23 protein-coding genes and 1 riboswitch are annotated in these 24,782 nt (G+C 62.2%); of the genes, 9 read left to right on the top strand and 14 right to left on the bottom strand.

Annotated elements, in window-relative coordinates; translation table 11 throughout:
• Positions 1-16: 16 nt before the first annotated feature.
• From GYH35_RS08905 to GYH35_RS08885, 5 genes are all read left to right on the top strand, one after another.
• A complete protein-coding gene (locus GYH35_RS08905) occupies positions 17-1,849 on the top strand; it encodes a copper resistance system multicopper oxidase (RefSeq protein WP_308683782.1) in 1,833 nt (610 codons plus the stop codon).
• A complete protein-coding gene (locus GYH35_RS08900) occupies positions 1,846-2,682 on the top strand; it encodes a copper resistance protein B (protein ID WP_161828204.1) in 837 nt (278 codons plus the stop codon). The genes GYH35_RS08905 and GYH35_RS08900 overlap by 4 nt, the downstream gene beginning before the upstream one ends.
• A 184-nt stretch (positions 2,683-2,866) precedes the next feature.
• On the top strand, positions 2,867-3,811 hold the full coding sequence (locus tag GYH35_RS08895; RefSeq protein ID WP_161828203.1) for a CREC-EF hand family protein: 945 nt from the start codon (positions 2,867-2,869) through the stop codon (positions 3,809-3,811).
• Positions 3,812-3,900: 89 nt separating this feature from the next.
• Positions 3,901-6,222 (top strand): TonB-dependent hemoglobin/transferrin/lactoferrin family receptor, encoded by a 2,322-nt coding sequence (locus GYH35_RS08890; RefSeq protein WP_161828202.1) that lies wholly within the window; start codon positions 3,901-3,903, stop codon positions 6,220-6,222.
• A gap of 73 nt (positions 6,223-6,295) precedes the next feature.
• Positions 6,296-7,084, top strand: coding sequence for a DUF4198 domain-containing protein (locus GYH35_RS08885; protein ID WP_202624177.1), 789 nt, complete (start codon positions 6,296-6,298; stop codon positions 7,082-7,084).
• Between the two features lie 40 nt (positions 7,085-7,124).
• On the opposite strand, the gene hisIE is transcribed toward GYH35_RS08885, so the two are convergent.
• The 9 genes from hisIE to GYH35_RS08840 are packed head-to-tail and all read right to left on the bottom strand — an operon-like array spanning position 7,125 to position 14,591.
• Positions 7,125-7,754, bottom strand: a complete 630-nt coding sequence (gene hisIE / locus GYH35_RS08880; RefSeq protein WP_161814923.1) for a bifunctional phosphoribosyl-AMP cyclohydrolase/phosphoribosyl-ATP diphosphatase HisIE — start codon at positions 7,752-7,754, stop codon at positions 7,125-7,127.
• A complete protein-coding gene (gene hisF, locus GYH35_RS08875; protein ID WP_161815324.1) occupies positions 7,751-8,518 on the bottom strand; it encodes an imidazole glycerol phosphate synthase subunit HisF in 768 nt (255 codons plus the stop codon). The genes hisIE and hisF overlap by 4 nt, the downstream gene beginning before the upstream one ends.
• A complete protein-coding gene (hisA, locus tag GYH35_RS08870) occupies positions 8,482-9,240 on the bottom strand; it encodes a 1-(5-phosphoribosyl)-5-[(5-phosphoribosylamino)methylideneamino]imidazole-4-carboxamide isomerase (RefSeq protein ID WP_161814924.1) in 759 nt (252 codons plus the stop codon). Before hisA ends, hisF begins: the two co-directional genes overlap by 37 nt.
• Positions 9,241-9,245: 5 nt before the next feature.
• A complete protein-coding gene (hisH, locus tag GYH35_RS08865) occupies positions 9,246-9,851 on the bottom strand; it encodes an imidazole glycerol phosphate synthase subunit HisH (protein ID WP_161814925.1) in 606 nt (201 codons plus the stop codon).
• Positions 9,851-10,927 carry a bifunctional histidinol-phosphatase/imidazoleglycerol-phosphate dehydratase HisB gene (gene hisB / locus GYH35_RS08860; protein WP_161814926.1) on the bottom strand — a complete coding sequence of 359 codons (1,077 nt, stop codon included), beginning with the start codon at positions 10,925-10,927 and terminating at the stop codon, positions 9,851-9,853. Before hisB ends, hisH begins: the two co-directional genes overlap by 1 nt.
• Positions 10,924-12,000, bottom strand: a complete 1,077-nt coding sequence (hisC, locus tag GYH35_RS08855) for a histidinol-phosphate transaminase (protein WP_161814927.1) — start codon at positions 11,998-12,000, stop codon at positions 10,924-10,926. Before hisC ends, hisB begins: the two co-directional genes overlap by 4 nt.
• Positions 11,997-13,304, bottom strand: a complete 1,308-nt coding sequence (hisD, locus tag GYH35_RS08850) for a histidinol dehydrogenase (protein WP_161815325.1) — start codon at positions 13,302-13,304, stop codon at positions 11,997-11,999. The genes hisC and hisD overlap by 4 nt, the downstream gene beginning before the upstream one ends.
• A gap of 40 nt (positions 13,305-13,344) precedes the next feature.
• The gene (hisG, locus tag GYH35_RS08845; RefSeq protein WP_244319046.1) at positions 13,345-14,244 is read right to left on the bottom strand and encodes an ATP phosphoribosyltransferase; all 900 of its coding nucleotides are present in this window, start codon (positions 14,242-14,244) and stop codon (positions 13,345-13,347) included.
• On the bottom strand, positions 14,244-14,591 hold the full coding sequence (locus GYH35_RS08840; protein WP_129648703.1) for a YerC/YecD family TrpR-related protein: 348 nt from the start codon (positions 14,589-14,591) through the stop codon (positions 14,244-14,246). Before GYH35_RS08840 ends, hisG begins: the two co-directional genes overlap by 1 nt.
• A 206-nt stretch (positions 14,592-14,797) precedes the next feature.
• A riboswitch (SAM riboswitch) is annotated at positions 14,798-14,919 on the top strand.
• 115 nt (positions 14,920-15,034) lie between these two features.
• Between GYH35_RS08840 and metX the strand changes: the two genes are divergently transcribed.
• The 4 genes from metX to GYH35_RS08820 all read left to right on the top strand — a co-directional run bounded on the left by metX (position 15,035) and on the right by GYH35_RS08820 (position 19,141).
• Positions 15,035-16,051, top strand: coding sequence for a homoserine O-succinyltransferase MetX (metX, locus tag GYH35_RS08835; protein ID WP_161814929.1), 1,017 nt, complete (start codon positions 15,035-15,037; stop codon positions 16,049-16,051).
• A complete protein-coding gene (gene metB, locus GYH35_RS08830) occupies positions 16,048-17,214 on the top strand; it encodes a cystathionine gamma-synthase (protein WP_161828201.1) in 1,167 nt (388 codons plus the stop codon). Before metX ends, metB begins: the two co-directional genes overlap by 4 nt.
• A 63-nt stretch (positions 17,215-17,277) precedes the next feature.
• Positions 17,278-18,246, top strand: a complete 969-nt coding sequence (locus GYH35_RS08825) for an NAD(P)H-dependent flavin oxidoreductase (protein WP_161814931.1) — start codon at positions 17,278-17,280, stop codon at positions 18,244-18,246.
• Positions 18,247-18,253: 7 nt separating this feature from the next.
• Positions 18,254-19,141 (top strand): crotonase/enoyl-CoA hydratase family protein, encoded by an 888-nt coding sequence (locus GYH35_RS08820; protein WP_161828200.1) that lies wholly within the window; start codon positions 18,254-18,256, stop codon positions 19,139-19,141.
• A gap of 309 nt (positions 19,142-19,450) precedes the next feature.
• Here GYH35_RS08820 and leuB read toward each other — a convergent pair whose 3' ends face one another.
• From leuB to ilvC, 5 genes are all read right to left on the bottom strand, one after another.
• Complete coding sequence (gene leuB / locus GYH35_RS08815) at positions 19,451-20,515, bottom strand: 3-isopropylmalate dehydrogenase (RefSeq protein ID WP_161828199.1); 1,065 nt, start codon at positions 20,513-20,515, stop codon at positions 19,451-19,453.
• 19 nt (positions 20,516-20,534) lie between these two features.
• On the bottom strand, positions 20,535-21,113 hold the full coding sequence (gene leuD, locus GYH35_RS08810) for a 3-isopropylmalate dehydratase small subunit (RefSeq protein ID WP_161814933.1): 579 nt from the start codon (positions 21,111-21,113) through the stop codon (positions 20,535-20,537).
• Positions 21,114-21,123: 10 nt separating this feature from the next.
• On the bottom strand, positions 21,124-22,530 hold the full coding sequence (leuC, locus tag GYH35_RS08805) for a 3-isopropylmalate dehydratase large subunit (protein ID WP_161814934.1): 1,407 nt from the start codon (positions 22,528-22,530) through the stop codon (positions 21,124-21,126).
• 141 nt (positions 22,531-22,671) lie between these two features.
• Complete coding sequence (locus tag GYH35_RS08800; protein ID WP_161828198.1) at positions 22,672-23,628, bottom strand: branched-chain amino acid transaminase; 957 nt, start codon at positions 23,626-23,628, stop codon at positions 22,672-22,674.
• Between the two features lie 80 nt (positions 23,629-23,708).
• Positions 23,709-24,707, bottom strand: a complete 999-nt coding sequence (gene ilvC, locus GYH35_RS08795) for a ketol-acid reductoisomerase (protein ID WP_161814936.1) — start codon at positions 24,705-24,707, stop codon at positions 23,709-23,711.
• Positions 24,708-24,782: the final 75 nt, after the last annotated feature.

The following is a 24,782-nucleotide window of genomic DNA, read 5'->3' as shown; positions in this document are numbered from 1 at the left end:
AGTTCGAGAGAGTTTCATGTCATCGATGATTCAGTCACCGCGAGCGCGCAGGCCGCAGCTCTCGCGCAGGAGTTTCTTGCAGGCGGCAGGCGCCGGGCTGTTCGTGCTGGGCGCCAATCGAGGCGCCGACGTCTGGGCGCAAAGCCAGACGCAGACGGTGCTGACCGGCAGTCATTTCGATTTGCAGATCGGCGAGGCGCCGTTCAATTTCACGGGTCACAAACGCATCGGGACCGTGGTGAACGGACAGATTCCCGGGCCGTTGCTTCGTTGGCGCGAGGGCGACACGGTCACGTTGCGCGTGTCGAATCGGCTCGCCGCGCGCAGCTCCATCCATTGGCACGGCATGATCCTGCCGGCGGATATGGATGGGGTGCCGGGCCTGAGCTTCGCCGGCATTCCCAGCGGCGGCGAGTATTTGTACCGCTTCAAGGTGAATCAGCACGGCACTTACTGGTATCACGCGCATTCGCGCTTCCAGGAACAAACCGGCCTCTACGGGCCGATCGTGATCGAGCGTCGCGGCGGCGAGCGCTTTCCGACCGAGCGCGACTACGTGGTGATGCTGTCCGACTGGACCGACCTCGATCCGGAGCGGATTTTCTCGGTGCTCAAGAAGCACAGCGACTATTACAACTTCGGCCGTCGCACCGCGGGCGATTTCTTTGCCGATGTGCGCAAGAACGGGTTGAGCCGGACGCTCGCCGATCGGCGCATGTGGGGCGAGATGCGCATGAATCCCACCGACATGCTCGATGTGTCGGGCTACGCATACACGTCCTTGATGAATGGAGTGACGCCGACCGGCAACTGGACCGGTCTGTTCTCGCGCGGTGAAAAAGTGCGGCTGCGTTTCATCAACGGCTCATCGATGTCGTTCTTCGATGTGCGTATTCCCGGGTTGAAGCTCACCGTCGTTGCGACCGATGGCGTGGATGTCGAGCCGGTGTCGGTGGATGAGTTCCGCATTGGCGCGGCGGAAACCTACGATGTCATTGTCGAGCCGAAGGACGATCGCGCTTACACAATCTTTGCGCAGGCGATGGATCGTTCCGGCTACGCGCGCGGCACATTGGCGCCGAGTCTCGGGTTGGAAGCGGAAATTCCCCCACTCGATCCACGGCCGTTGCTGACGATGACTGACATGGGGCACGGCGGGCATGAATCGTCGAGTGCAACGCCCATGGAGCACAGTCAGATGGACCACGGTCAGATGGACCACAGCCAGATGAATCATGCGCCGGCGAATCCGCACGCCGGGCATGGAGCCGGCGCGCCGTCGACGACGCTCGAACACCCGCCGACCGAGCAAACACCGTTGCTCGACATGCAGGTGAATCGGCCGAACACCGGCCTCGACGATCCCGGCGTTGGCTTGAGAAACAACGGGCGACGCGTGCTGACTTACGCGGATCTGCACACCATCGGCGGTCCGATCGATCGCCGTCAGCCCGGGCGCGAGATCCAGCTGCATCTCACCGGCCATATGGAAAGGTTTGTCTGGTCGTTCAACGGCCAGAAGTTCTCCGAAGCCAAACCGCTGAAGTTCCAGCTGGGCGAGCGGCTGCGCATCACGCTCGTGAACGATTCCATGATGACGCATCCCATCCACCTGCACGGCATGTGGAGCGAGCTCGAAGACGCCTCGGGCAACTTCCAGGTGCGCAAGCACACCGTGAATGTGCAGCCGGCGCAGAAGCTGAGTTATGCCGTCACGGCGGATGCGTTGGGACGTTGGGCATATCACTGTCATCTGCTGTATCACATGGAGGCAGGCATGTTCCGCGAGGTACATGTCGAGCCAGCAGATGGCATGGCGGATCACAGCGGTCATGGAGATCATTCATGAGTGCTTTGATCAAACTCCATGTCGCGCTGGCGTTGGTTGGCGCCGTTGTCACAGCCGCTGCTGCTCAGGAAGAGCATCAACACCACGAGCATCATTCCGATGAGCGCACGCAGAGCGAGCGCGCGCACATTCCACCGGACCCGCCGCAACATCCGATGGGCGACATGTCGGAAGAGGAAATGGCGGAGATGATGGACATGGACGACACCGCGCCATTCGGAATGGTGGCGTTCGATCAATTGGAGTGGCGCGACACGGACGGCGGCGATGCGCTCTTCTGGGATGGTCGAGCCTGGTTCGGCAACGACTACGACAAGGCGCTGCTCAAGACCGAAGGCGAGCGCTTCGACGGCGACTATGAAGGATCGGCCGAGCTGCTCTGGGATCACGTGATCTCGCGTTGGTGGAGCCTGCAAGGCGGCGTCGCGCACGATTTCGGCGAAGGTCCATCGCGAACCTGGGCGGCATTCGGCGTGCAAGGTCTGGCGCCGTACTGGTTCGAAGTCGAGGCATTGGCGTACGTGGGCGAGGAGGGCCGGACCGCGGCCAACTTCTCCGCCGAGTACGAAATGTTTCTGACTCAGCGCTGGATCTTGCAGCCCAAGGTGGAGCTGCAGCTCTACGGCAAGGACGATCCGGCCAATGGCATAGCTTCAGGCTTCAGCGACGCGGAGCTCGGATTGCGGCTGCGATATGAGATCCGTCGTGAGTTCGCGCCATACCTTGGCGTGGTGTGGTCACGGAAGTTTGGCGACACCGCCGACCTCGCGCGCGAGCACGGTGACGATACGGATGAATTCCAAATCGTCGCGGGCTTGCGCGCCTGGTTCTAACGAGGCACTTGCCAACAAGTTGAGAATCGTTATCATCTCTGGCGCTCGCTGGGTTCTCCGGCGAGCCGCCAGCTCTCGGGCCAGCCAATAACAGTCCGCCACGGACGAGAGCTGCGAGTGATCTGGCACCGCTCCCGACGTTTTGGACTCGATTCGTGCGTCCGATAACAAGGGAGTCTCAATCATGTCCGTTTCCTCTCGCGCATCAGCATCGCTGATGGGTCGTCGTGCCTTGCGCATTTGCAGCCTGGCCGCCGTGCTTTCATTTGCCGCAGCTCAAGGCGCTGAGACGACGGAAGCTGGCAAGGCCATGCCCACCGGCGGACACACGGGCAACGCCTTCATCGGCACCTGGGATGACGACGGCGACGGCAAGGTCACGCGTACCGAATATGACACGGTCCGTAAGACCCGATTCGCCACGACGGACGGCGACAGCAACGGTTCGCTCACCATCGAAGAGTATGTGAACGAATATGCCGTGCGCCTGGACCGTGACATCGCCGATGAGCGCAACGCATCCTTGAAACAAACCGACACGCGCTTCGAAGCGCTCGACAAGGACCAGGACAAGTTCATCAGCCGCGGCGAATACGATGGTTCCGGCGATCGCGCGTTCGTGCATCTGGATCGGAACAAGGACGGCCGCATTACGAACGATGACGCCGACCCCGCGGCGAAGGAAACATCGCGTCGCCGTTCCATCATCGGCATGCCGACATCTCATAATCTCGCCGGCATGCTCGAGATTTACGACGACGATGGCGATGATGTGCTCACACGCGAGCAATTCGACGCACACCGGGCCAAAGCATTCGCCGCCACGGATGCGAACAAGGACGGCAAGCTCGATCACGATGAGTACGTGAACGAGTTCAACGCGCGCCTGAGCCAGCAGATCGACGACCGTCGCCAGGCCCAGCTCAAGCAGGGACGCGTGCGCTTCAAGGCGATCGATGCCAACGAGAACGGCGGCATCAGCAGCGATGAATACTTCGCGATGAGCACGCGCATGTACGACCGTGCGGATACGAACAAAGATGGCGTCGTCACGCAGGACGATCCGCCGCCGGTGCGTGAGCCTCGCCAGGACGAGCAGGCTGTTACCAGCCAGGTCCAAACGCCTTGATGCGTTAAATCAAAGACGTCGAATAACGCCCAGTCAGCGCAGGACGCCAACCAGGCATCGCTTCAAATGCATTTTGTCTGGAGTTTTCCATGCGTACCTCGAGTGCCGTCCTGTCCCTGGCTGTTGCCGCGACCTTGTTGGCGGCGTTCCGTCCCAGCCTTGCCGCCGAACGGGACCGGGCCCAACAACTGAACAAGATCAAGGTCACCGCCGAGGAGGAAGGCCGCTCGACCGTTGGCAACGTCCAGGTGGTCGGCGTCACCGACCTCGAAGCGGAGCAGGCACAGAACTTCGAGGACGCGATTCGCTACATTCCGGGCGTGAGCATCGTCGATTTGGGACGCTTTGGCGAAAACGGTTTCAATATCCGCGGCCTCGAAGGCGATCGGGTCGCGCTGACCGTCGACGGATTGTCATTCGCCGAGTCGGTCGAAACGACGCCGGCCTACGAGTTCTTCCGTGCGAGCCGCGGCAGCATCGATATCGACTCCGTCAAGGCCATCGAGGTCGTCAAAGGGGCCGACTCCATCGCGGCCGGCAGCGGGGCGCTCGGCGGCGCGATCATGTTCACGACCAAGGATCCCTACGACTATCTGAAGCCGGGCGGCAACGACAGCTATTTTCGGGTCAAGACCGGCTATACCAGCAACACCGATGAGCTGATGACCACGGCAACGCTGGCCAATCGCACCGGGAGAGTGGAGTCGATGGTGCTGTACACGCGGCGTCGCGGTCACGAAGCGGACTCGTGGTACGACTCATCGCCGATCGAGACTGGCTCGGGCCGGCGCACGCCCGATCCCATCGATCGCGAGAGCGACGAGGTGCTTGCGAAGCTCGATTTCCTGATCGGGGACAGCCAGCGCTTCGGCCTGGTGGGCGAATACAGCCGCGCGACGAATGAGATAAACAATCTCTCGCGTGTCGGCGGCCCCGGCTATCTCACGCGCCGTGCCGATGACGACAACGATCGCGATCGCTACGGCTTGCGCTATTCCTGGGACGCCGCGAGCACGTTCTTCGACAGTCTCGAATGGACGGCGGATCGGGTCGAGACCAAGAGCCGCGCATTGACGACAATTCTCGCCGGCACCGGCTGCGTGCCGCAGAACGTCGTGCCATGCGTGCGCAGTGAGGATCGTGCGACGGAGCAGGTGCTCGATCGGACGGCACTGGATTTCAGCAAGGCTTGGCGGACTGGCAGTGTCGGTCACGATCTCGTTTACGGACTGGCCTGGCAGCAGCGTGAGGTCGACTTTGCCGCCGTGGATACTCGGTATGTCGGCAGGACCAGCGACACGAGCTCCATCACGGTCGATCCCGATCAAGTTCCCAACACCGATGTGACGACGTACAGCGCTTATCTGCGCGACAGCCTGTATCTGCTCAACGATCGGCTCACGCTGCATGCCGGTGTGCGTTACGACCGTACCGAATACTCGCCGACTCTGGATGCTCAGTTCGTCGATCCGACCGGCTCCATTCACGACGTGGAATTCTCCGCGCCCACGTGGCAGGCCGGCCTCGATTTCAAGTTCACCGATGAACATTCCGTTTGGGCCCAGGTCGGGCGTGGCTTCCGCGCACCGACGGTCGGCGAGCTGTACGCGCCGACGTCGAGCTCCATCGTTACCGAAGTGGCGACAGGCCAGCAGGTGTCGTTGTGGGATTCGGCGTCGAACCCGGATCTGGAAGCGGAAGAAAGCTTGAACACGGAGCTGGGTTATCGCTGGCAGACCGAGAGCGTGCAGATCGGTCTGTCCGCGTTTCGGGACAAGTACACCAACTTCATCGAGATCAACGATTTCATCCAGGACCCCGGCACGCAATACCAAAGCTGCTCCGGCAATACCTGCACCGTCACGTTGGGCAAGGAATATTCGATGGCCGCGAACGTGGGCGAGGTGACGGTCAAAGGCGTCGAAGTCGAAGGGCGTTGGTCGATCTCTCAGCAATGGTCGGTGCGGCTCGCTGCGTCGTATAGCGAAGGCGAGAAAGAGAACGGCGATCCGCTGCCGAGCATCCTGCCCGCCAGCGGCGTGCTTGGGCTGCGCTACCAGTCGCCGACGCAGCGCTGGTCGCTGACTGGCAATGTGACGCACGCCGAAGCGAAGAAGCTCAAGGACGCGACGCTGTCCGAAACCAGCGATTTCTTCACCTCGCTCGTACCTGACTACTTGAGCGATGCGTACACCGTGCTGGATCTGTTCGGCGACATCAACATCACGAAAGATCTGCGCTTGAACGCCGGCGTCTACAACGTGTTCGACGCGAAGTATTACTTATGGCCGCGAGTGCGCTTCGTGAACGAAGGCACGAACACTCTGTACGGCTACGTCACCGGAGACGGCATCGGACGCTACAGCGAGCCGGGTCGCAATTTCCGTGTTTCGCTGTCGTGGCAGTTCTAATCAAGCCTCGCGGGCGTGCTCCGGCACGCTCTGCGTCGTCGTTCTGATCCGTTGAGTATTGGAGATGGATTATATGAATAAGCCGAGCATGGTGCGGGTTCTGTCGTTGAGTGCTGCGTTGCTGGCCGTCGGCTCTGCGCAGGCGCATTCGCCGTACCTGCTGCCGAACCTGTTCGATCTTGGCAAGCGCGATCACGTCACCGCGCAGGGAAGCTTTACCGAAGAGTTCTTCTCACCGGACGTGGTGATGAAGTCGGACGACTATCACGTCGTCACGCCCGCGGGCGCCAAGGTGCCGTTGACGCCCGTGTACGCGCGTGACCTGGCGATCGTCGAGGCGGACACGAAAGAGGCGGGCACCTACCGCATCTCGACCGGCAAGCGTGGCGGCCGGACGGCGAAGGCAGCGTGGGTCGATGGGGATTGGAAATTCCTCGGGCCCAAGGAAGCAGCGCCGGTCGGCGCGAAGACCTACGAAGTCACCAGCATCACGATGGCCGAAGTGTATGTGACCCAAGGCAAGCCGACCGAGCAGGCGCTCGCGCCACGCAACACGGGGCTCGAATATCGGGCCCTGTCGCATCCGAACTCGACGTTCGTCGGATCGGATGTGAAGTTCGAGGTGCTGTTCGACGGCAAGCCGCTCGCCGGTCATGCCGTGTCGATCTTCGGTGGCAAGGCGCTCTCGGCGGATCAGAAGCCGTTGGCCGAAGTGACGACGGATAAAGAAGGTCGATTCAGCTTCAAGCCGAGCGAGCCGGGCGTGTATCTCGCGATGTCGCGTCATCGGCCGACGCCGGCGCAGGATGGCCAGCGGGGCGTGAGCTACACGTATTCGGTGGTCTTGGAGGCAACGGAATAGATGACTACGCCCGGATCCACGTCCGGGCGGGAGTTTCGACTTACTTCTTGGCCGCGTGGCGCCGTTCCAGCTCCGCGACCACGTGGCCCAAGGACAGCTGGCGGCTTTTCAATAGCAGCGTCAGATGAAACAGCAGGTCGGCGGCTTCTCCGACGAGCTTGTCGTTGCTCTGGGTCACCGCTGCGAGTGCAACCTCGACACCTTCTTCGCCTACCTTCTGCGCCATGCGCGTTGGCCCGTCCGCCCACAAACGCGCGGTATAGCTGCCTTCTGGCCGCTCGCTCACGCGTTTCTCGATCACCGACTCGAGCCGGGCGAGGAAGGCGAGGCGAGTGGCCGTCGTGCCGATGTCATCTCCAAAACAACTATCCGTGCCGTTGTGACACGTCGGGCCATCGGGCCGGGCCGTTATCAATAGCGTATCGTTGTCGCAGTCGATGGCGGCATCGACCAGGTGCAGGAAGTTGCTGGAGGTCTCGCCCTTGGTCCACAGCCGCTGCTTGCTCCGGCTGTAAAACGTCACGCGCTTCTCGCCGAGCGTTTTACGCAGCGCCTCGCGATTCATGTAGCCGAGCATCAGCACTTTGCCGTTGCCCGCGTCCTGCACGACGGCAGGCAGCAGGCCGTCGCCTTTGCTCCAGTCGAATGACTCGATCTGGTCGAGCTTCATGGCCGGACCTCGATGGCGGTATCGCGCAAGTAGCTCTTCAGGTCGGGAATCGGCAGCACGCCAGTATGGAACACGCTCGCCGCCAGCGCGCCATCGACTCGCGCTTCATTGAACACACTGGCGAAATGTTCCTTCGCGCCCGCGCCACCCGATGCAATCAACGGTACGCGACACTGGGCTCGCACGGCGCTGAGCTGAGCGATGTCATAGCCCTTGCGCACGCCATCGCTCGCCATGCAGTTGAGCACGATCTCGCCCGCGCCACGGTCCTGCACCTCGCGCACCCAATCCAACGTCTTGCGTGCGGTGTTACGAGTGCGTTCCGGATCGCCCGTGAATTGATAGACCTGATAAACGCCTTCGACCGTCTGGCTATCGATGCCCACGACTACACACTGCGCGCCAAAACGCGCGCTGAGCCGGCTGATCAATTCAGGATCGGCCAGGGCAGGAGAGTTGATCGACACCTTTTCCGCGCCTTCGCCCAAAACTTCTTCGGCGTCGGCGACGCTGCGAATGCCGCCGGCCACGCAAAAAGGAATATCCAGAATGCGCGCGATGCGACGGATCCAGCTGCGATCCACCGTGCGCCCATCCGGGCTCGCGGTGATGTCGTAGAACACCAGCTCGTCGGCGCCTTCGTCACGATAGCGTTGCGCCAGCTCGAGGATGTCGCCCACGACCACGTGGTCGCGGAAGCGCACGCCCTTGACGACCTGCCCGTCTCTTACATCGAGACAGGGGATGATGCGTTTGGCAAGAATGGCCGCAACTCCTCAGGTGAAATCTTGTTTTCCAGCAGCGCTTTGCCGCTGATCACGGCAGCGACGCCGCATTCGCGCAGGGCGATCAGGTCACGCGCGGTGGCGACACCGCCGGATGCCTGCCACTGCAGCTCGGGAAATCTTCGCACCGCATCCGCGTACAGCTCGAAGTTCGGGCCGGTCAGCGCGCCGTCTCGGGCGACATCGGTGCACAGTACGTGAGCGATGCCGGAGCGCACGAAACGCTCGACCAGGCTCCACAGATTGACGCTGCTCGTTTGCTGCCACCCGTGGGTCGTGAGCATCGGCATGCCGGAGTCGTCCAGTCGCACGTCCAATGCCAGCACGATACGCGTCGGGTCGACTTCCGATAGCCAGGAAATCACGACATCGGGCGAATTGATGGCAACGCTGCCGATGACGGCGCGTTCCACGCCGGCATCCAACAGCGCTTTGACGCGCTCCAGCGAGCGCAGACCGCCGCCGACTTGCAGCTTGAGCGAGCGGTCGCCGGCAAACTTCACGATGACATCGCGGTTCGCTTGCGTGCCATCCTTCGCACCGTCGAGATCGACGACGTGGATGCGTCGCGCGCCGAAGGCGCGATAGCGGGCCAGAATTTCGGCCGGATCGTTCGAATACACCGTCTCGGCGGCGAAGTCGCCCTTGAACAGGCGGACGCAACGGCCGTCCTTGAGATCGATGGCGGGAATCAGCTCCATGGTGCTTATTGAGTCTGTTGCAATTGCAGGAAATTACGCAGCAGCAACGAGCCGATGCGTGCCGAGCGTTCCGGATGGAACTGCGCGCCGAACACGTTGCCGCTCTGGACCAGTGCAGAGAATTGCTCGCCGTAGGTCGCGGATGCGACCGTCAGCGGGCTGACCGGCGCCGAATAGCTGTGCACGAAATAAACATGATCGCCGGGCTGGATGTCCTTGAGCAGCGGCGAGCCGGGCTCGAACTCCAGCTGGTTCCAGCCCATGTGCGGCACGGGCAGATCGTCGCGATCGGCGAAGCGACGCACGCGTCCGGGCAGCAGGCCGAGGCAGGGCACTTCGCCTTCCTCTGAGGATTCGAACAACAGCTGCATGCCGACGCAGATGCCGAGCATGGGCTGTCGCAGCTTGCGAATGGTATCGACCAGGCCGGGAGTCTTCTGCAGGCGGCTCATGCAATCGGCCGCGGCGCCGACGCCGGGCAGAATCACGTGCGAGGCGGCCCGCACCTTGGCCGGATCGGTTGTGAGCTCCGACGCCACGCCGAGTCGATCGATGGCGTAGCGGAGGGAGGCGATATTGGCGCCGCCACTGTCGATGATCGCGAGCTGCATTACAACGTGCCCTTGGTGCTCGGCAGTTCCGTGTCCGTGATACGAAACGCCTGGCGCAATGTACGACCGACGCCTTTGAAGCAGGCCTCGATCATGTGATGAGTGTTCTCGCCCTGAACCTTCAGATTGATCGCCGCGCCCAAGGTTTCGGCGAGCGAGCGGAAGAAGTGCGGCACGAGCTCCGTGGGCAGCTGGCCGACCGTGTCGCGGCCGAACTGACCTTCGAACACGAAGTAGGGACGGCCCGACAGATCGATGGCGACCTGGGCGAGAGCTTCGTCCATGGGCAACAGGAAGCCGTAGCGATGAATGCCGCGCTTGTCGCCGAGCGCTTGTTTCAACGCCTGACCCAGCGCGAGCGCGCAATCCTCGACGGTGTGGTGCTCATCGATGTGCAGGTCGCCCTTGCAGGTGAGCTGCAGCGAGAAGCCGCCGTGCTTCGCAATCTGCTCGAGCATGTGGTCGAAGAAACCGAGGCCCGTCTCGATGTGGATGGGGGATTCTCGGTCCAGATCGACGTCGACCTTGATGTCCGTTTCTTTCGTCTTGCGAACCACGCTCGCGACGCGCGCCCGCGCAGTCAGGCGAGCGGCGATCTCCGGCCAGGTATCGCCTGGTGTTTCTTCCGTGCGCACACGGATGCCTTGAATCCCGAGATTCTGCGCGAGCTGCAGATCGGTTTCCCGGTCGCCGATGACATAGCTATGCTCGCGATCCAGAGGGTGGCTCTTCAAGTAATCATCGAGCAACCCGGTCTTCGGCTTGCGGCAATGGCAGTTGTCCGCCGGCTTGTGCGGACAAATGAATTCCTCGGCAAACGTGATGCCTTGTGATTTCAGCAGCTCGCGAAGGAACTCGTGGGGCTCGCGGAAGGTGCGCTCGGGGAAGCTCTCGGTGCCGAGGCCGTCTTGATTGCTCACCATCACGAGCGTGTAGCCGGCATCGCGCAGACGCTGCAGCCCTGCAATCACGTCCGGCACCAGCCGGAACTTCTGCAGGCTGTCGATCTGTTTGTCGGCAGGCTCGGCGATGATCGTGCCGTCGCGATCGATGAATAGAACGCGCTGGCCGCTCATGCGAGATCTCCGGAAGCCTGTTCGACACCTCGAATGAGCCGGTCGTTCTGATCGGGCGTGCCGATGGAAATACGCAGGCTGCTGCCGAGGCCGGGCTGCGAGCGTGGATCGCGAATGATCAACCCTGCCGAGAGGGCCGCACGCAGCACCGCATCTGCATCCTTGCAGTCGACCAGGATGAAGTTCGAATCGCTGGGCCACACCTCGCGAACCAATGGGAGCGAGGCAAGGGCCTCAGAGACACGCGCTCGCTCCGTCAAGATCAGCTCGATACGCTGCTTCGATTCGGCGACATGCTCCTCGTCCGTCAAATGCAGCACGGAGTCGATGGTGTGCGTCGGCAACGCGTACGGCGTAATCACGCGAGCGAGCAGGCTGATGATGTCTTCGTGCGCGATCAGAGCGCCACAGCGGGCACCCGCCAACGCGTACGCCTTCGACAAGGTGCGCAGGATCACGAGATTCGGGAAGCGCTCCAGCTCCTGCACCATGCTGGCCGCATTGGCGAATTCGATATAGGCCTCGTCGACAACGACCAGCGCCTTGTCACTCAGCTGCGCACACAGCACTTCAATGGAGGCGCGGTCGAGCAGATTGCCGGTGGGATTGTTCGGCGTGCAGATGAAGATGAGCTTGACGTTCTCGCGCCATGCGGCGAGCACGGATTGCACGTCCAACTCGAAGCCGCGCTCTTTGACCAGCGGCACTTCGATGACGCCAGCGCCCTGAATGCGCGCCGAGACCTTGTACATGCCGAAGGTCGGCGGGCAGATCAGCACGCTGTCTTCGCCCGCGCGACAGAAGGCGCGCACGAGCAGGTCGATGCCTTCGTCGCTGCCGCGTCCGGCGATCACATTCTTTGGCGAGGTGCCGTAAAGATTGGCGAGGTGTTCGATCAGCTCGTCGGGCTGCGGCTCGGGATAACGATTGAGGCCAGCATTCGACGCATCGCCTTGCGCACGCCACGGCATTTCATTGGCATGCATGCGCTCGAGCGTCGGCTCCCACGCCGCGTGTTGATAGGGCTGCAGCGACAGGATGTCGGGCCTGGCGAGATTCAGGATCGGGTTCATGAGGGATTCGCGAGTTGGCGCAGGCGCACTTGGACTGCGTTGGCGTGTGCGTCGAGGCCTTCGAGGCCGGCGATGGTGACGGCGGTCGGGCCGAGATCGCGCAAGCCGTCGGCGCTCAGTTCCTGCACCGTCATGCGCTTCTGGAAATCGACCAGTGACAGTCCGCTGTAAGCGCGGGCAAAGCCATAGGTCGGCAACACGTGGTTGGTCCCGCTGCAGTAGTCGCCCATCGTTTCGGGCGTCCATGCACCGAGGAACACGGAGCCTGCATTCCGAATGCTGGGCAACCAGTCGCGCGCTTTCGCAACCTGCACGATCAAGTGCTCGGGTGCGTAGGCGTTGCTCAGATCAAATGCGGCCTGCAACGAGTCGACGATGAACAACCGCGCATGATTGATGGATTCGCGCAGCGTGCTCTCGCGCCCGAGTCGGCGCATCTGCGCTTCCAGCTGCTCGATGGTTGCTTCGGCGAGTACGCGTGATGTCGTGACAAGAATGGATTGAGCGTCAGCGCTGTGCTCGGCCTGTGCGAGCAGGTCGGCGGCGACGAAGCTAGCGTTGGCGTCCTGGTCCGCGATCACCAGCACTTCGGAAGGGCCGGCCGGCAAGTCGAGCGCCGCGCCCTCCGGGTCGTTGGCCGCGATGATCTTTGCCGCGGTGACCCAGGAGTTGCCCGGGCCGAAGACCTTGTCGACCTTGGGGACACTCTCGGTGCCATAAGCCATCGCGGCGACGGCCTGAGCGCCACCGATCTTGAACACCCGCGTGATGCCGCACAGTTTGGCGACGAGCAACACTGCAGGATCGGCGGTGCCGTCTTTGCGAGGCGGTGTGCAGATGATGCGCGTCGGACAGCCTGCGATGTTCGCTGGCACGGCGAGCATGACGGCGGTCGAGGGCAGGGGAGCGACGCCAGCGGGTACATACAAACCTACGGCATCGATCGCTCGAAAGTGACGTTCGCAGATCACGCCCGGCGACGTTTCGATTTGCAGCGGGTTGCTGAGCTGTGCTTCATGGAAACGGCGCACGTTACCGATCGCACGCTCGAGCGCTGCGCGCTGATCGGCGCTCAGTGCCTGCTCGGCAGCAGCAAATTCAGCGGCGTCGACTTCGAGCGATTTCAACTTCACGCCGTCGAATCGTTCGGTGAAATCGAGCAGCGCCTGGTCGCCGCGGGCACGGACTTCGTCGATGATTTCGCGAACGCGTCGATGCAAGCCGTCGGTATCCGCCTGCGCCGGGCGCCGCAAGGCAGCCCGCCGTTCATCCGCGGAAAGACTCGACCACTCAAGCAACGACAGACTCACGATCAACCTCTCTGATTTGGAATGATTCGTTGGGCTAGGCCAACATTTTCTCAACCGGCAACACCAGGATCGCGCTCGCGCCGGCGCCTTTCAGGCTCTCGAGCGTCTCCCAGAACACGTTCTCGCGACACACCGCATGCACCGCGACTTTGTCGCCATTGCCGTCGAGCGGCACGATGGTCGGCGATTCGCTGCCGGGCAGGAGCTTGCGAATGTCGGCAAGCTTGGAGCGCGGTGCGTGCAGCATGATGTATTTGCTTTCCTTCACCTGCTGCACGCCGTCGATGCGCATCGTCAGGCGGTGGATCCAATCCTGCTTTTCCGCCGACACCGGCACCGGCGTCGTGATGATGGCAGCCTGACTTTCGAGAATGGTCTCGGCCTCCCACAGATGGTTGGCAAGCAAGGTCGAGCCCGTCGACACCAGGTCACAAATGAAATCGGCGCGACCCAGGCGCGGCGCGATTTCCACGGCGCCGGACAAGGTGACGATCTCAGCCTGCACATCGCGCTGACGCAGGTAGCGGGCGAGAATGTTTGGATAAGTCGTGGCGATGCGCTTTCCGTGCAGAGAGCGCGCGTCTTTGTATTCGACGCCATCGGGTACAGCGATCGACAGCCGGCACTTGCCGTAGTCGAGCGTCATCAACTGGTCGAACAACGGCTGCACACCTTTCGCCTGGAAGGCGAGGCGCTTCTCTTCGATCACGTTCAAGCCGACGATGCCCAAGTCGCAGACATCCTGCTGCACCAGATCGGGAATGTCGTCGTCGCGGACGAACAGCAGATCGAGCGGCATGTTCTCGCCGTAGCACATCAGCTGGTCTTTGCCGCGGCTGTACTTCAAGCCGCAGCGGACCATCAGGTCCAGCGAGTTGTCGGTGAGTCGCCCGGATTTCTGCAGGGCTACTTTGAGACGGGTTGCTTTGTCCATCATGGTCGGACGCGCCCTGAGTCGGGTGAACGGGAGTCGGTGGAATCTTTCATGCGTTCGGCGGCCAATGTGTATCCGCCATTGCCGTTGAGCAGGTAGCGCGCGACGCGGCCGATGGTGGTCACGCTGACGCCAGTCTGCTTGTGAATTTCCCGGTACGGCACTCCTTGCTGGAGCAGGGCCACCACGGCCCAGCGATCGGCCAGGGCCTGCAGCTCCGCCGGCGTACACAGGTCGCGAAAGAACGCGCGGCATTCTTCAACGCTGCGTAAGGTCAGGATGGCGCCAAACAGCGCTCGTTCCGCGAGCGCCTCCTGGCGCGGCGTCAATGCCCGATGCTCTTTCATGATGCCCCGAAGTGAATGGAGGCCGGTGCGAGGAGATGCCGTACTAGTGTATTAGCACGTTAATACATTAATGCGGCTTGGGGCAAGGCCCGAACCAGCGCCCGATCGCTAAGACGAAGAAATTGCGGTAGTTTTTTCGTGACGCCGGTCGGCAACTGGCGCGGCTTTTCTTGACCGAATCCGGCCGTTGACCCTAGACTGCGCGCTACTCATCGAGACCGGCTGAGGGTCAGGCCCTTTGAAGCCGGGGCAACCGTCGAGACTAACCATCTCGAAAAGGTGCCAACTCCTGCGGGGAGTCTCCATTTGGAGCCCCGACAGATGAGTTGCTGTGTAGCTGTCCAGGCAATGCCTGGACGGTCGGTCACGGCGACCCGCCTCTACGGACCTCCGTGGGGTTTCTGCGATGAGCGAAACCTGTCTCCTACCGGAGTGTTCGATTCATGAATGCTGTGCCCGAGCCCACCCCCGTGGCTGTTCACGAGGGCGTGCTGGAGCTTCAAGAGCCGTTGCCGCTGCATTTTGGCGGCGAGCTGCGTGACGTCCGAGTCGCCTGGCGGCTGGTCGGCAATCCCGCCGCGCCCGTGATTGTGGCGCTGGGCGGGATCTCCGCCGGCCGGGCCGTCATCGACACCGCCAAGGAAAAGGGCTGGTGGAGCGACATCATCGGGCCCGGTCGAGCGCTCGATAGCAGCAGCTACCGCATCCTTGGCATCGACTTCCTCGGCGGCAGCGGCGCGAGCACCGGTCCAAGTGCCGGCCAGAACGATTTCCCATCGATCGCCTCCCAGGACCAGGCCGAAATTCTGCGTCGAGTCGCCGAGCATCTGCAGCTCGCGCGATTGGAGGCGATCGTCGGCGCTTCTTATGGCGGTATGGTGGCGCTCGCGTTCGCGGAGCGTTGGCCCGAGCTGGTGAATCGCATCATCGTCATCAGCGCTGCGCATCGACCTCATCCCATGGCAACCGCGTGGCGCAGCGTGCAGCGTTCAATCGTTCGATATGCCGCTCAGAACGGGCAGGGCGCGGAAGGCCTGCGGCTGGCGCGCGCGCTTGCGATGGCGACGTATCGCAGCGCCAATGAATTCGAGCAGCGCTTTGCCGGCCCGGCGACGCGGGTCGATGGACGGTTCCAATTCCCGGTCGAGTCTTATTTGCTGTCGCGGGGCGACGCCTACGCGGCCACCTATATTCCCGAAGCGTTCGTGTGCCTGTCGGAGTCCATCGATCTGCATCAGGTCGATCCGGCGAAGATTCGCGTGGCCACCTGGCTGGTGGCGGTCATCGAGGATCAGCTGGTGCCGCTGTCCGACATGCGACTGCTCAAACAGTCGGTGAGCGGCCCGGTGCAGCTCGTCGAGCTCTCGTCGCTGTATGGCCACGATGCCTTTCTGAAAGAGACGCAGGCACTGCGTGAGGTGTTCACCCGCGCGTTGTCGACTACCGGAGATGTGAAATGACTTGGGCTCCCTCGGCCGCGACTCGCGCAGTCCGCGCCGCTCTCGATTCCGATCCTCAGCACGGCGCGGTGGTGCCGCCGCTGCATCTCACGTCGACGTTCTCGTTCAAGTGTTTTGGCGAGAAGCGCACGTATGACTATTCGCGCTCGGGCAATCCGACGCGCGATGCGCTGGGCGAAGCCATCGCATCGCTCGAAGGGGGCGCCGGTGCGGTGGTTACCGCTTCGGGCATGTCGGCCGTTCATCTTGCGTGTCAGCTGCTGTCGCACGACGACCTGTTGATTGCTCCGCATGACTGTTATGGCGGCACGCATCGCCTGTTCAGCAATCTCGCTCGTCGCGGACAGTTGCGAGTTGAATTCGTCGATCAGACCGACGAGGCGGCGCTGACGGCGGCTCTGGCCCGTAAGCCCAAGCTCGTTTGGGTCGAAACGCCGAGCAATCCGCTGCTGCGTATCGTCGACATTCGCAAGCTCGCCGATAAGGCCCATGCGATCGGCGCGTGGCTGCTCGTGGATAACACGTTCCTGTCGCCGGTGTGGCAGCAGCCGCTGTCGCTGGGCGCCGATTTCGTGCTGCACTCGACTACCAAATATCTGAACGGCCACAGCGACGTGGTCGGCGGCGCGATTGTTTCCTCCACGTCCGAGCTGCACGAGCGCATGGTGTGGTGGGCGAACTGTATCGGCGTCACCGGCGCGCCGTTCGACAGCTTCATGACGTTGCGAGGCATTCGCACGCTGCATGCTCGCTTGAAGGTGCACGGTGACAACGCGCTCGAGATTGCGAATGTCTTGAACGATCATCCGGCCGTGAAGAAAGTGTATTACCCGGGGTTGCCGTCGCATCCTCAGCACGAGCTGGCCAAGCGTCAGCAGACCGGCTTCGGCGCGATGGTGAGCTTTGAACTGCGTGGCGGGACTGCGAACGTGTGCGCGTTCCTCGAAGGTCTGCAAACATTCTCGCTCGCGGAATCGTTGGGTGGCGTGGAAAGTCTGGTCGCGCATCCTTCGTCGATGACGCACGCGGCAATGGATGCTGACGCTCAGCGCGCGGCTGGCATCGGCGAGACGCTGCTGCGACTCTCAGTGGGCATCGAAGCCGTCGAAGATCTGGTGCAAGATCTGCGTGCCGGATTGGATCGCGCGGCCGCCGTCAAATAGACGAACATCCACGGCACAACCTCGGTACTCTTGGCCCTCTCGCCAGACAGGGCCAAGTTTCGCATGAGAACCAGAGTCACCGAGCTGCTCGGCACGCGCTATCCCATCATTCAAGGCGGCATGCAGTGGGTCGGCACTGCGGAACTGGCATCGGCGGTCTCCAATGCAGGCGCGCTCGGCATCCTCACCGCGCTCACGCAGCCGACACCCGAAGATCTACGCAAGGAAATCGAGCGCTGCCGGACGATGACCGATCAGCCCTTCGGCGTGAATCTCACGATTCTGCCGGCGATCACGCCGCCGCCGTACGCGGAATATCTGCAGGTGATCATGGACAGCGGCGTGAAGATCGTCGAGACCGCTGGCAACAATCCCAAAGATTTCATCGGCAAGCTCAAGGAGCGCGGCATCAAGGTCGTGCACAAGTGCACGTCGGTGCGTCATGCATTGTCCGCAGAGCGGGCCGGCGTCGATGCCGTCAGCATCGATGGCTTCGAATGCGCCGGTCATCCCGGTGAAGATGACATTCCCAATTTGATCCTGATTCCTGCCGCCGTGCGCGCACTGAAGATTCCAGTGATTGCGTCCGGCGGAATCGGCGATGGGCGCGGCATGGCCGCGGCGTTTGCGCTCGGCGCTCACGGCATCAACATGGGCACGCGCTTCATGGTCACGAAGGAAGCGCCGATTCACGACAACATCAAACAAGCGTTGGCCAAGGCCGGCGAGCGCGACACGAACCTGATCTTTCGCACGATGCACAACACCGCGCGCGTGTTCAAGAACGCGATCTCGAACGAAGTGGTCTCGATGGAGAAGAAGGGCGCGAAGTTCGAAGAGGTGCGGCCGCTGGTGGCGGGCGTGCGCGGCAAGCAGGCGCTCAGGGAAGGAAACATCGACGGCGGCGTCATCAGCGCCGGCATGGTGATTGGATTGATCGACGACGTGCCGAGCTGCGCCGAGCTCGTCGAGCGCATCGTCGCCGAATGCCGCGAGCATCTGCGTTCCGCCGCGGCGCTCGTGGCTGTCTGAGGTCGACGTGAGCTATCAAACAATTCGTTACGAGGTGAGCGAAGGCATTCTCACGCTCACACTGCATCGTCCGGAGCAGATGAATGCATTCACGCCGGAGATGGCGAATGAATTGATCGATGCGTTCCAGCGCGCGAGTGGGGATGATACGGTCCGCGCCATCATCGTCACCGGCGCAGGCAAAGCGTTCTGCGCCGGCATGGATTTGTCGGCGCCTGGCAATGTGTTTGGATTGGACGAGTCGCTGCGGCCGACGCTCGAGGACATGCACGAGCGCCTCGATGATCCGGCCGTCGTGCAGGGCATTCGCGATACCGGCGGCCGGGTCACCCTGGCGATTTACGAGTGCACCAAGCCGGTGATCTGCGCGATCAACGGCGCTGCGGTCGGCATTGGCGCGACCATGACCCTGGCCATGGATATCCGGTTGGCGTCGGAGAAGGCCCGGATCGGGTTTGTCTTCGGGAAAATCGGCATCGTCCCGGAAGCCTGTTCCTCCTGGTTCCTGCCGCGGATCGTCGGAATCCAGCAGGCGCTGGAATGGGTCTACACCGCGGATATTTTCGATGCTCAGGAAGCTTTGCGTGGCCGGCTGGTCAGGTCGGTCCATCCAGCGGAACAGCTCTTGGACGAGGCGCGCAAATTGGCCCACAAGATTGTCGACAATCGATCGCCGGTGGCGCTGGCCCTGGCCCGGCAGATGCTTTACCGCAACGCCGCCGAGCCGCACCCGGTCGAAGCACACCGGATCGACTCACTGGGTATGTTTTACACGAGTATTGCGGACGGCAAGGAAGGGGTCCGGGCTTTCCTGGAGAAGCGGGCGCCCGAGTTCCAGAGCCGCGTCAGTACCGACCTGCCACTCTTTTATAAGGAGTGGGTGTCGGGGCCGTGAAGGCTGTGGATAAAAACAGGCCGGCGCTAGGCCGGCCTGGGATGTGGCAACTTAAGACTTACGTCGTGGCGGCATCGGTTTGAGCCGATACCGACCTTGGGGACTAACCCGACACGAGTCCCGTTTCCACCAAAGACACCTCGACCGTAGTGGCCGAGACATGGAGATTTGCCCGAAGGCGGAAGCGGCGGAAGAGATCGAATCCGTCGCTTGGGACAGATCATAACCGGTTCGCCCGGATTGTGGTCAAGATTATTCTGCGACCGGCTGAAAACTTTTTCGTGCCAATAAAATCAATAACTTAACGGCCTACTTCATGAGTTTGGCCAGCACCGCGTCACCCGCCTGAACGGTGCTTGCCGGCTGCGAGCCGGCGGCAATATCGGCCGTCCGGACGCCCTCCGAAATGACCTCGGCGACCGCCTTTTCGATCGCCGCGGCTTCCTTCGGCAGGTCGAGCGAGTGACGCAGAAGCATCGCAACGCTGAGGAGGGTGCCGTACGGATTCGCGATGCCTTTGCCCGCGATATCGGGCGCCGAGCCATGGATGGGCTCATACAAGCCGAGCTTGCCGGCGCCGAGCGAAGCGGATGGCAACAAGCCGAGCGAGCCTGCGAGCATCGATGCTTCGTCGGTGAGAATGTCGCCAAACATATTTTCGGTCAGCACGACGTCGAAGTGCGCGGGCTTGCGGATCAACAGCATCGCCGCCGAGTCGACCAGCTGATGCTCGTACTTCACGTCCGGAAATTCTTCATTGAGCACTTTCTCGACCGTGCTCCGCCACAGCCGCGATGTTTCCAACACGTTCGCTTTGTCGACCGACGTGATGAATTTGCGTCGGCCACGCGCGAGATTGCCGGCAACGCGAGTCACGCGAGTGATCTCTTCGACGGAGTAGGTGCACAGGTCGCTTGCCGAATTCTCTGTGCGTGTCTTCTCACCGAAGTAGATGCCGCCCGTGAGCTCACGCACGACCATGATGTCGGTGCCCTTGAGGACCTCAGGCTTGAGCGGTGACGCGTCGAGCAGTTCGGTGTGCAGCGAGACCGGCCGCAGGTTTGCGAACAAGCCAAGCGCCTTACGCAACGCGAGCAAGCCTTGTTCGGGACGGATCTTCGCGTTCGGGTCGGACCACTTGGGACCGCCCACCGCGCCCAGCAGTACGGCATCAGCAGTGCCGCACGCCGACGTCGTTTGCGAGGGCAGAGCGCTGTGAGTCGCGTCGATCGCGGCGCCACCGATCAAATGGTGGGCGAACTGGAAATCGTGTCCATAGCGGCTGGCAATCGCTTCCAGCACACGCACGCCCTGTTGAGTGACTTCAGGGCCGATGCCGTCGCCGCCCAGAACCACGATGCTTGCTTTGGTCATAGAACTTGTCTTGCGAAGATCAGTAGGTGCGAGCGGCTTCGTAACGCTCGATCGCCGGCGCTTGTTGCAGCAGGAAGCCGAGCTCGTCGACGCCGTTCATCAAGCACACGCGCGCGAAGCCTTCGATGGGGAACTTCGCGGTGGCGCAGGTCGGCAAGGTGAGTGTGGTCGTTTCCAGGTCGATCTTGACGTTTGCACCGGGATTGTTCATCAACCACCCGTGCGTCTGGTCATCGACGACGATGGGCAGCAGGCCGTTCTTCAGCGAGTTGTTGCGGAAGATGTCGGCGATCTCGGTGCTGATGACGGCGCGAAAACCGTAGTCCAGCAGCGCCCACGGCGCGTGCTCGCGCGATGAGCCACAGCCGAAGTTGCGGCCCGCGACCAGGACGCCGCAGCCGGCGACTTCCGGCTTGTTCAGGATGAAATCGCTCTTCACGGCGCCGTTCGCGTCGTAACGCCAATCGGCGAAAGCTTGTTTGCCCAGGCCCTCGCGCGTCGTCGTGGTGAGGAAACGTGCGGGAATGATCTGGTCGGTGTCGATGTTCGTCACCGGAATGACGACGGTGCGAGACTCGATCGTGCGGATGGGTTGCATGGTCGGGCGCTCAGTGAGGGAGATAGGCGCGAGGATCGGCGATCTTGCCGGCGATCGCTGCGGCAGCTGCTGTCGCGGGGCTTGCGAGCAACGTGCGTGCGCCCGCGCCTTGACGACCTTCGAAGTTGCGATTGCTCGTGCTCACGGCGTACTCACCACGAGCGGCGGTGTCGCCATTCATGCCGATGCACATCGAGCAACCGGACTCACGCCATTGCGCGCCGGCGTCGGTAAAGATCTTGTCGAGACCGAGACGCTCGGCTTCGCGCTTCACCTGTTGTGAGCCCGGCACCACGAGCATGCGAACGCCGCTTGCGACCTTGCGGCCTTTCAGCACGCCCGCTGCGAGCTCGAGATCCGACAGGCGCCCGTTCGTGCAGCTGCCGATGAACACCACCTGGATCGGTTTGCCGACCATCGGCTCACCGCCGTTCAGGCCCATGTAGTTCAGCGCCTTCGCATGCACGGGATCGTTGGCGACATCGGGCACTTTGCCGCTGATGGGAACGACCATGCCCGGATGCGTGCCGTAGCTGATCATGGGCTCGAGCTTGCTTGCGTCGATGCTGACGACACGATCGAACTTCGCCCCGGGATCGCTCTTCAATTCGCGCCAGCGCGCGACAGCTTCGTCCCAGGCTTTGCCTTGGGGCGCGAAGCGACGGCCCTTCAAATACGCGAACGTTGTTTCGTCCGGCGCGATCATGCCGGCGCGCGCACCGGCTTCGATGGACATGTTGCAAACGGTCATGCGCTCTTCCATCGACAAAGCTTCGATGGCCGAGCCGCGATACTCGATGACGTAGCCGGTGCCGCCGGACACGCCGATCTCGCCGATGATGGCGAGGATGAGATCTTTCGCGGTTACACCGGGACGCAGCTTGCCAGTGACTTCGATGGCGAGCGTCTTCGGGCGGCGCTGTAACAAACATTGCGTCGCGAGCACGTGGCCCACTTCCGTGGTGCCGATGCCGAAGGCGAGGGCGCCGAACGCACCGTGCGTGGCCGTGTGGCTGTCGCCGCACACGATGGTCTTACCGGGCTGAGTCGCGCCCAGCTCGGGGCCGATCACGTGCACGATGCCGCGAGTGTCTCGATCGAGGCCATGCAGCTCGATGCCGAACTCGCGGCAGTTCTTCTCGAGCTCCTTCACCTGACGCGCGGCGGATTCGACCTTGATCGGCACGCGACCGAACACTTCATCGGGATCGGTGGGCGTGGAGTGATCCATGGTCGCCAGCACGCGATCGGGCCGACGCACTTTCAGGTTTTCGGCACGCAGCACGGAGAAAGCTTGGGGCGAGGTGACCTCGTGAACGAGGTGCAGATCGATGTACAGCACCGCCGGCGTGTCGGCGGATTCGGGCACGACCTGGTGCTGTTCCCAGACTTTTTCGAACAGGGTCTTGGCGGACATGGAGCTAGACCATTTGACGGAAATGGTGAAGCTGCAAGGATGCCAGGGCGGGGTGTGAGCAGGGCTGACGATTGCCGAAGGGGCCATCGTCAGCGGAGATGGAGCGCCGCCATTGCAGCGGCGCCCCTCCGAATCAAACGCTTAGGCGCCTACCGCCTGCTTGGAACCGTCCTCGCAAAGCTCCAGCCAGCCCCATTTGTCCGCGGTCTTGCCCGTGAACAAACCGAAGAAGGCCGTCTGGAGCGCTTCGGTGATCGGGCCGCGCTTGCCGGCGCCGACGGTGATCTTGTCCACCGAGCGTACCGGCGTGATCTCAGCCGCCGTGCCGGTCATGAAGATCTCGTCCGCGAGGTAGAGGAATTCACGCGGCAGGGGTTGTTCTCGGACTTCGAACCCATGGGCACGCGCCAGCGTGATGATGCTGTCGCGCGTGATGCCCTGGAGAATCGAGTTCGCGAGACCCGGCGTGTAAATCACGCCATCGCGGATCACGAACAGATTCTCGCCGGCGCCTTCGCTCACCGTGCCGTCGACGCCGAGGCCGATGCCTTCGGCAAAACCAAGCCGCTTCGCTTCCATGCTGATCAGCTGGCTCGAGAGGTAGTTGCCAGCGGCCTTGCCCAGCGCCGGAATCGTGTTCGGCGCCAGGCGCTGCCATGACGACACCATCACATCGACGCCGTTCTCCAACCCTTCGGAGCCGAGATACGAGCCCCATTCGAAGGCCGCGACCACGGTGTCGATGGGTGGGGAAATCTTCGGCGCGACGCCGATTTCGCCGTAGCTGCGAAACGCGAACGGCCGCAGGTACGCACCCTGGGTGAGGCCGTTGGCGTTGATGATCTCCTTGCACGCCGCGCTGATCTGCTCGGGCGTGTAGGGGATCTCGATGGAATAGATCTTCGCCGAGTCGAACAGCCGCCGGGTGTGATCCTTCAAACGAAAAATCACCGGGCCGTTCGGCGTCGGATAAGCGCGCTCGCCTTCGAATACCGTCGAGCCGTAATGCAGCGCGTGGGCCAGTACGTGTACTGTGGCTTTTTCCCAGGGCACGAGCTTGCCGTTGTACCAGATGTGTTTCGCTGCATTGATGGGCATCGTCGGGTTCTCCTGTGGCGAGGTCCGCAGCCGAAAACGGCGCCCGAAGGCGCCGTTTCCAGAGACGAACGTTCGAAAAATTACGCTTTCTCTTCCTGCAACCAAGGCATGCGCTCGCGCAGCTTGGCGCCGACCTTCTCGATCTTGTGGTTGAAGTCGGCCTTCATCATCTTGTTGTACTTCTTGCGGCCGCCCTTGTTCTCGGCGATCCACTGACGCGCGAACTTGCCGTCCTGAATTTCCGTGAGGATCTTCTTCATTTCCTTCTTGGTCGACTTGTTGACCACGCGCGGGCCGCGCGTCAGATCGCCGTACTTGGCGGTCTCGGAAATGAACTGATGCATCTTGGTCAGGCCGCCTTCGTGCAGCAGGTCGACGATCAGCTTCAGCTCGTGCAAGCACTCGTAGTAGGCGACTTCAGGCTGGTAGCCGGCTTCCACCAGCGTTTCGAAGCCCTTCACGACCAGCTCGGTCGCGCCGCCGCACAGCACCGCCTGTTCGCCGAACAGATCGGTCTCGGTTTCTTCGGCGAAGGTCGTGGTCAACACGCCGCCGCGAGTGCCGCCGATGCCATCGGCGTAGGCGAGGGCAATGGCTTTCGCCTGCTTGTTCACGTCCTGATACACAGCCAGCAGCGACGGCACGCCGCGACCCTGCTGATACTGACGACGCACCAGGCCGCCCGGGCCCTTCGGCGCGATCAGCACCACGTTCAGATCCTTACGCGGCTTGATCTGCTTGAAGTGGATGTTGAAGCCGTGGGCGAACAGGATGGTGGCGCCCTGTTTGATGTTGCCGATCACGTCCTTGTACAGATCTTTCTGGGTCAGATCCGGCGTGAGGAAGGCGATCAGGTCGGCGTTCTTCACGGCCTCGGTCGGCTCGGCCACTTCCAGGCCGTCCTTCTTCGCCTTGGCGAAGCTTTCGCCGGACTTGCGTACGCCGACGACGACGTCATAGCCGCTGTCCTTCAGGTTGAGCGCATGCGCACGACCCTGGCTGCCATAGCCGAGGATGGCGATACGGGCCTTGGCCAAGGCCTTCTTGTTAACGTCCTTCTGCGAGTAGATCTGCGGCATGTCGCTCTCCGAATAAAACAAGCTAAAAAGCGTGTGTGTGTTGAAAGAAATCTGTATCTCAAAAACGAGCGAACC

Source organism: Steroidobacter agaridevorans, from assembly GCF_009932555.1.
Classification (GTDB): Bacteria; Pseudomonadota; Gammaproteobacteria; order Steroidobacterales; family Steroidobacteraceae; genus Steroidobacter; species Steroidobacter agaridevorans.
The sequence above is the reverse complement of the archived record's forward strand: the minus strand, read 5'-3'. Positions and strand labels throughout refer to the sequence as shown.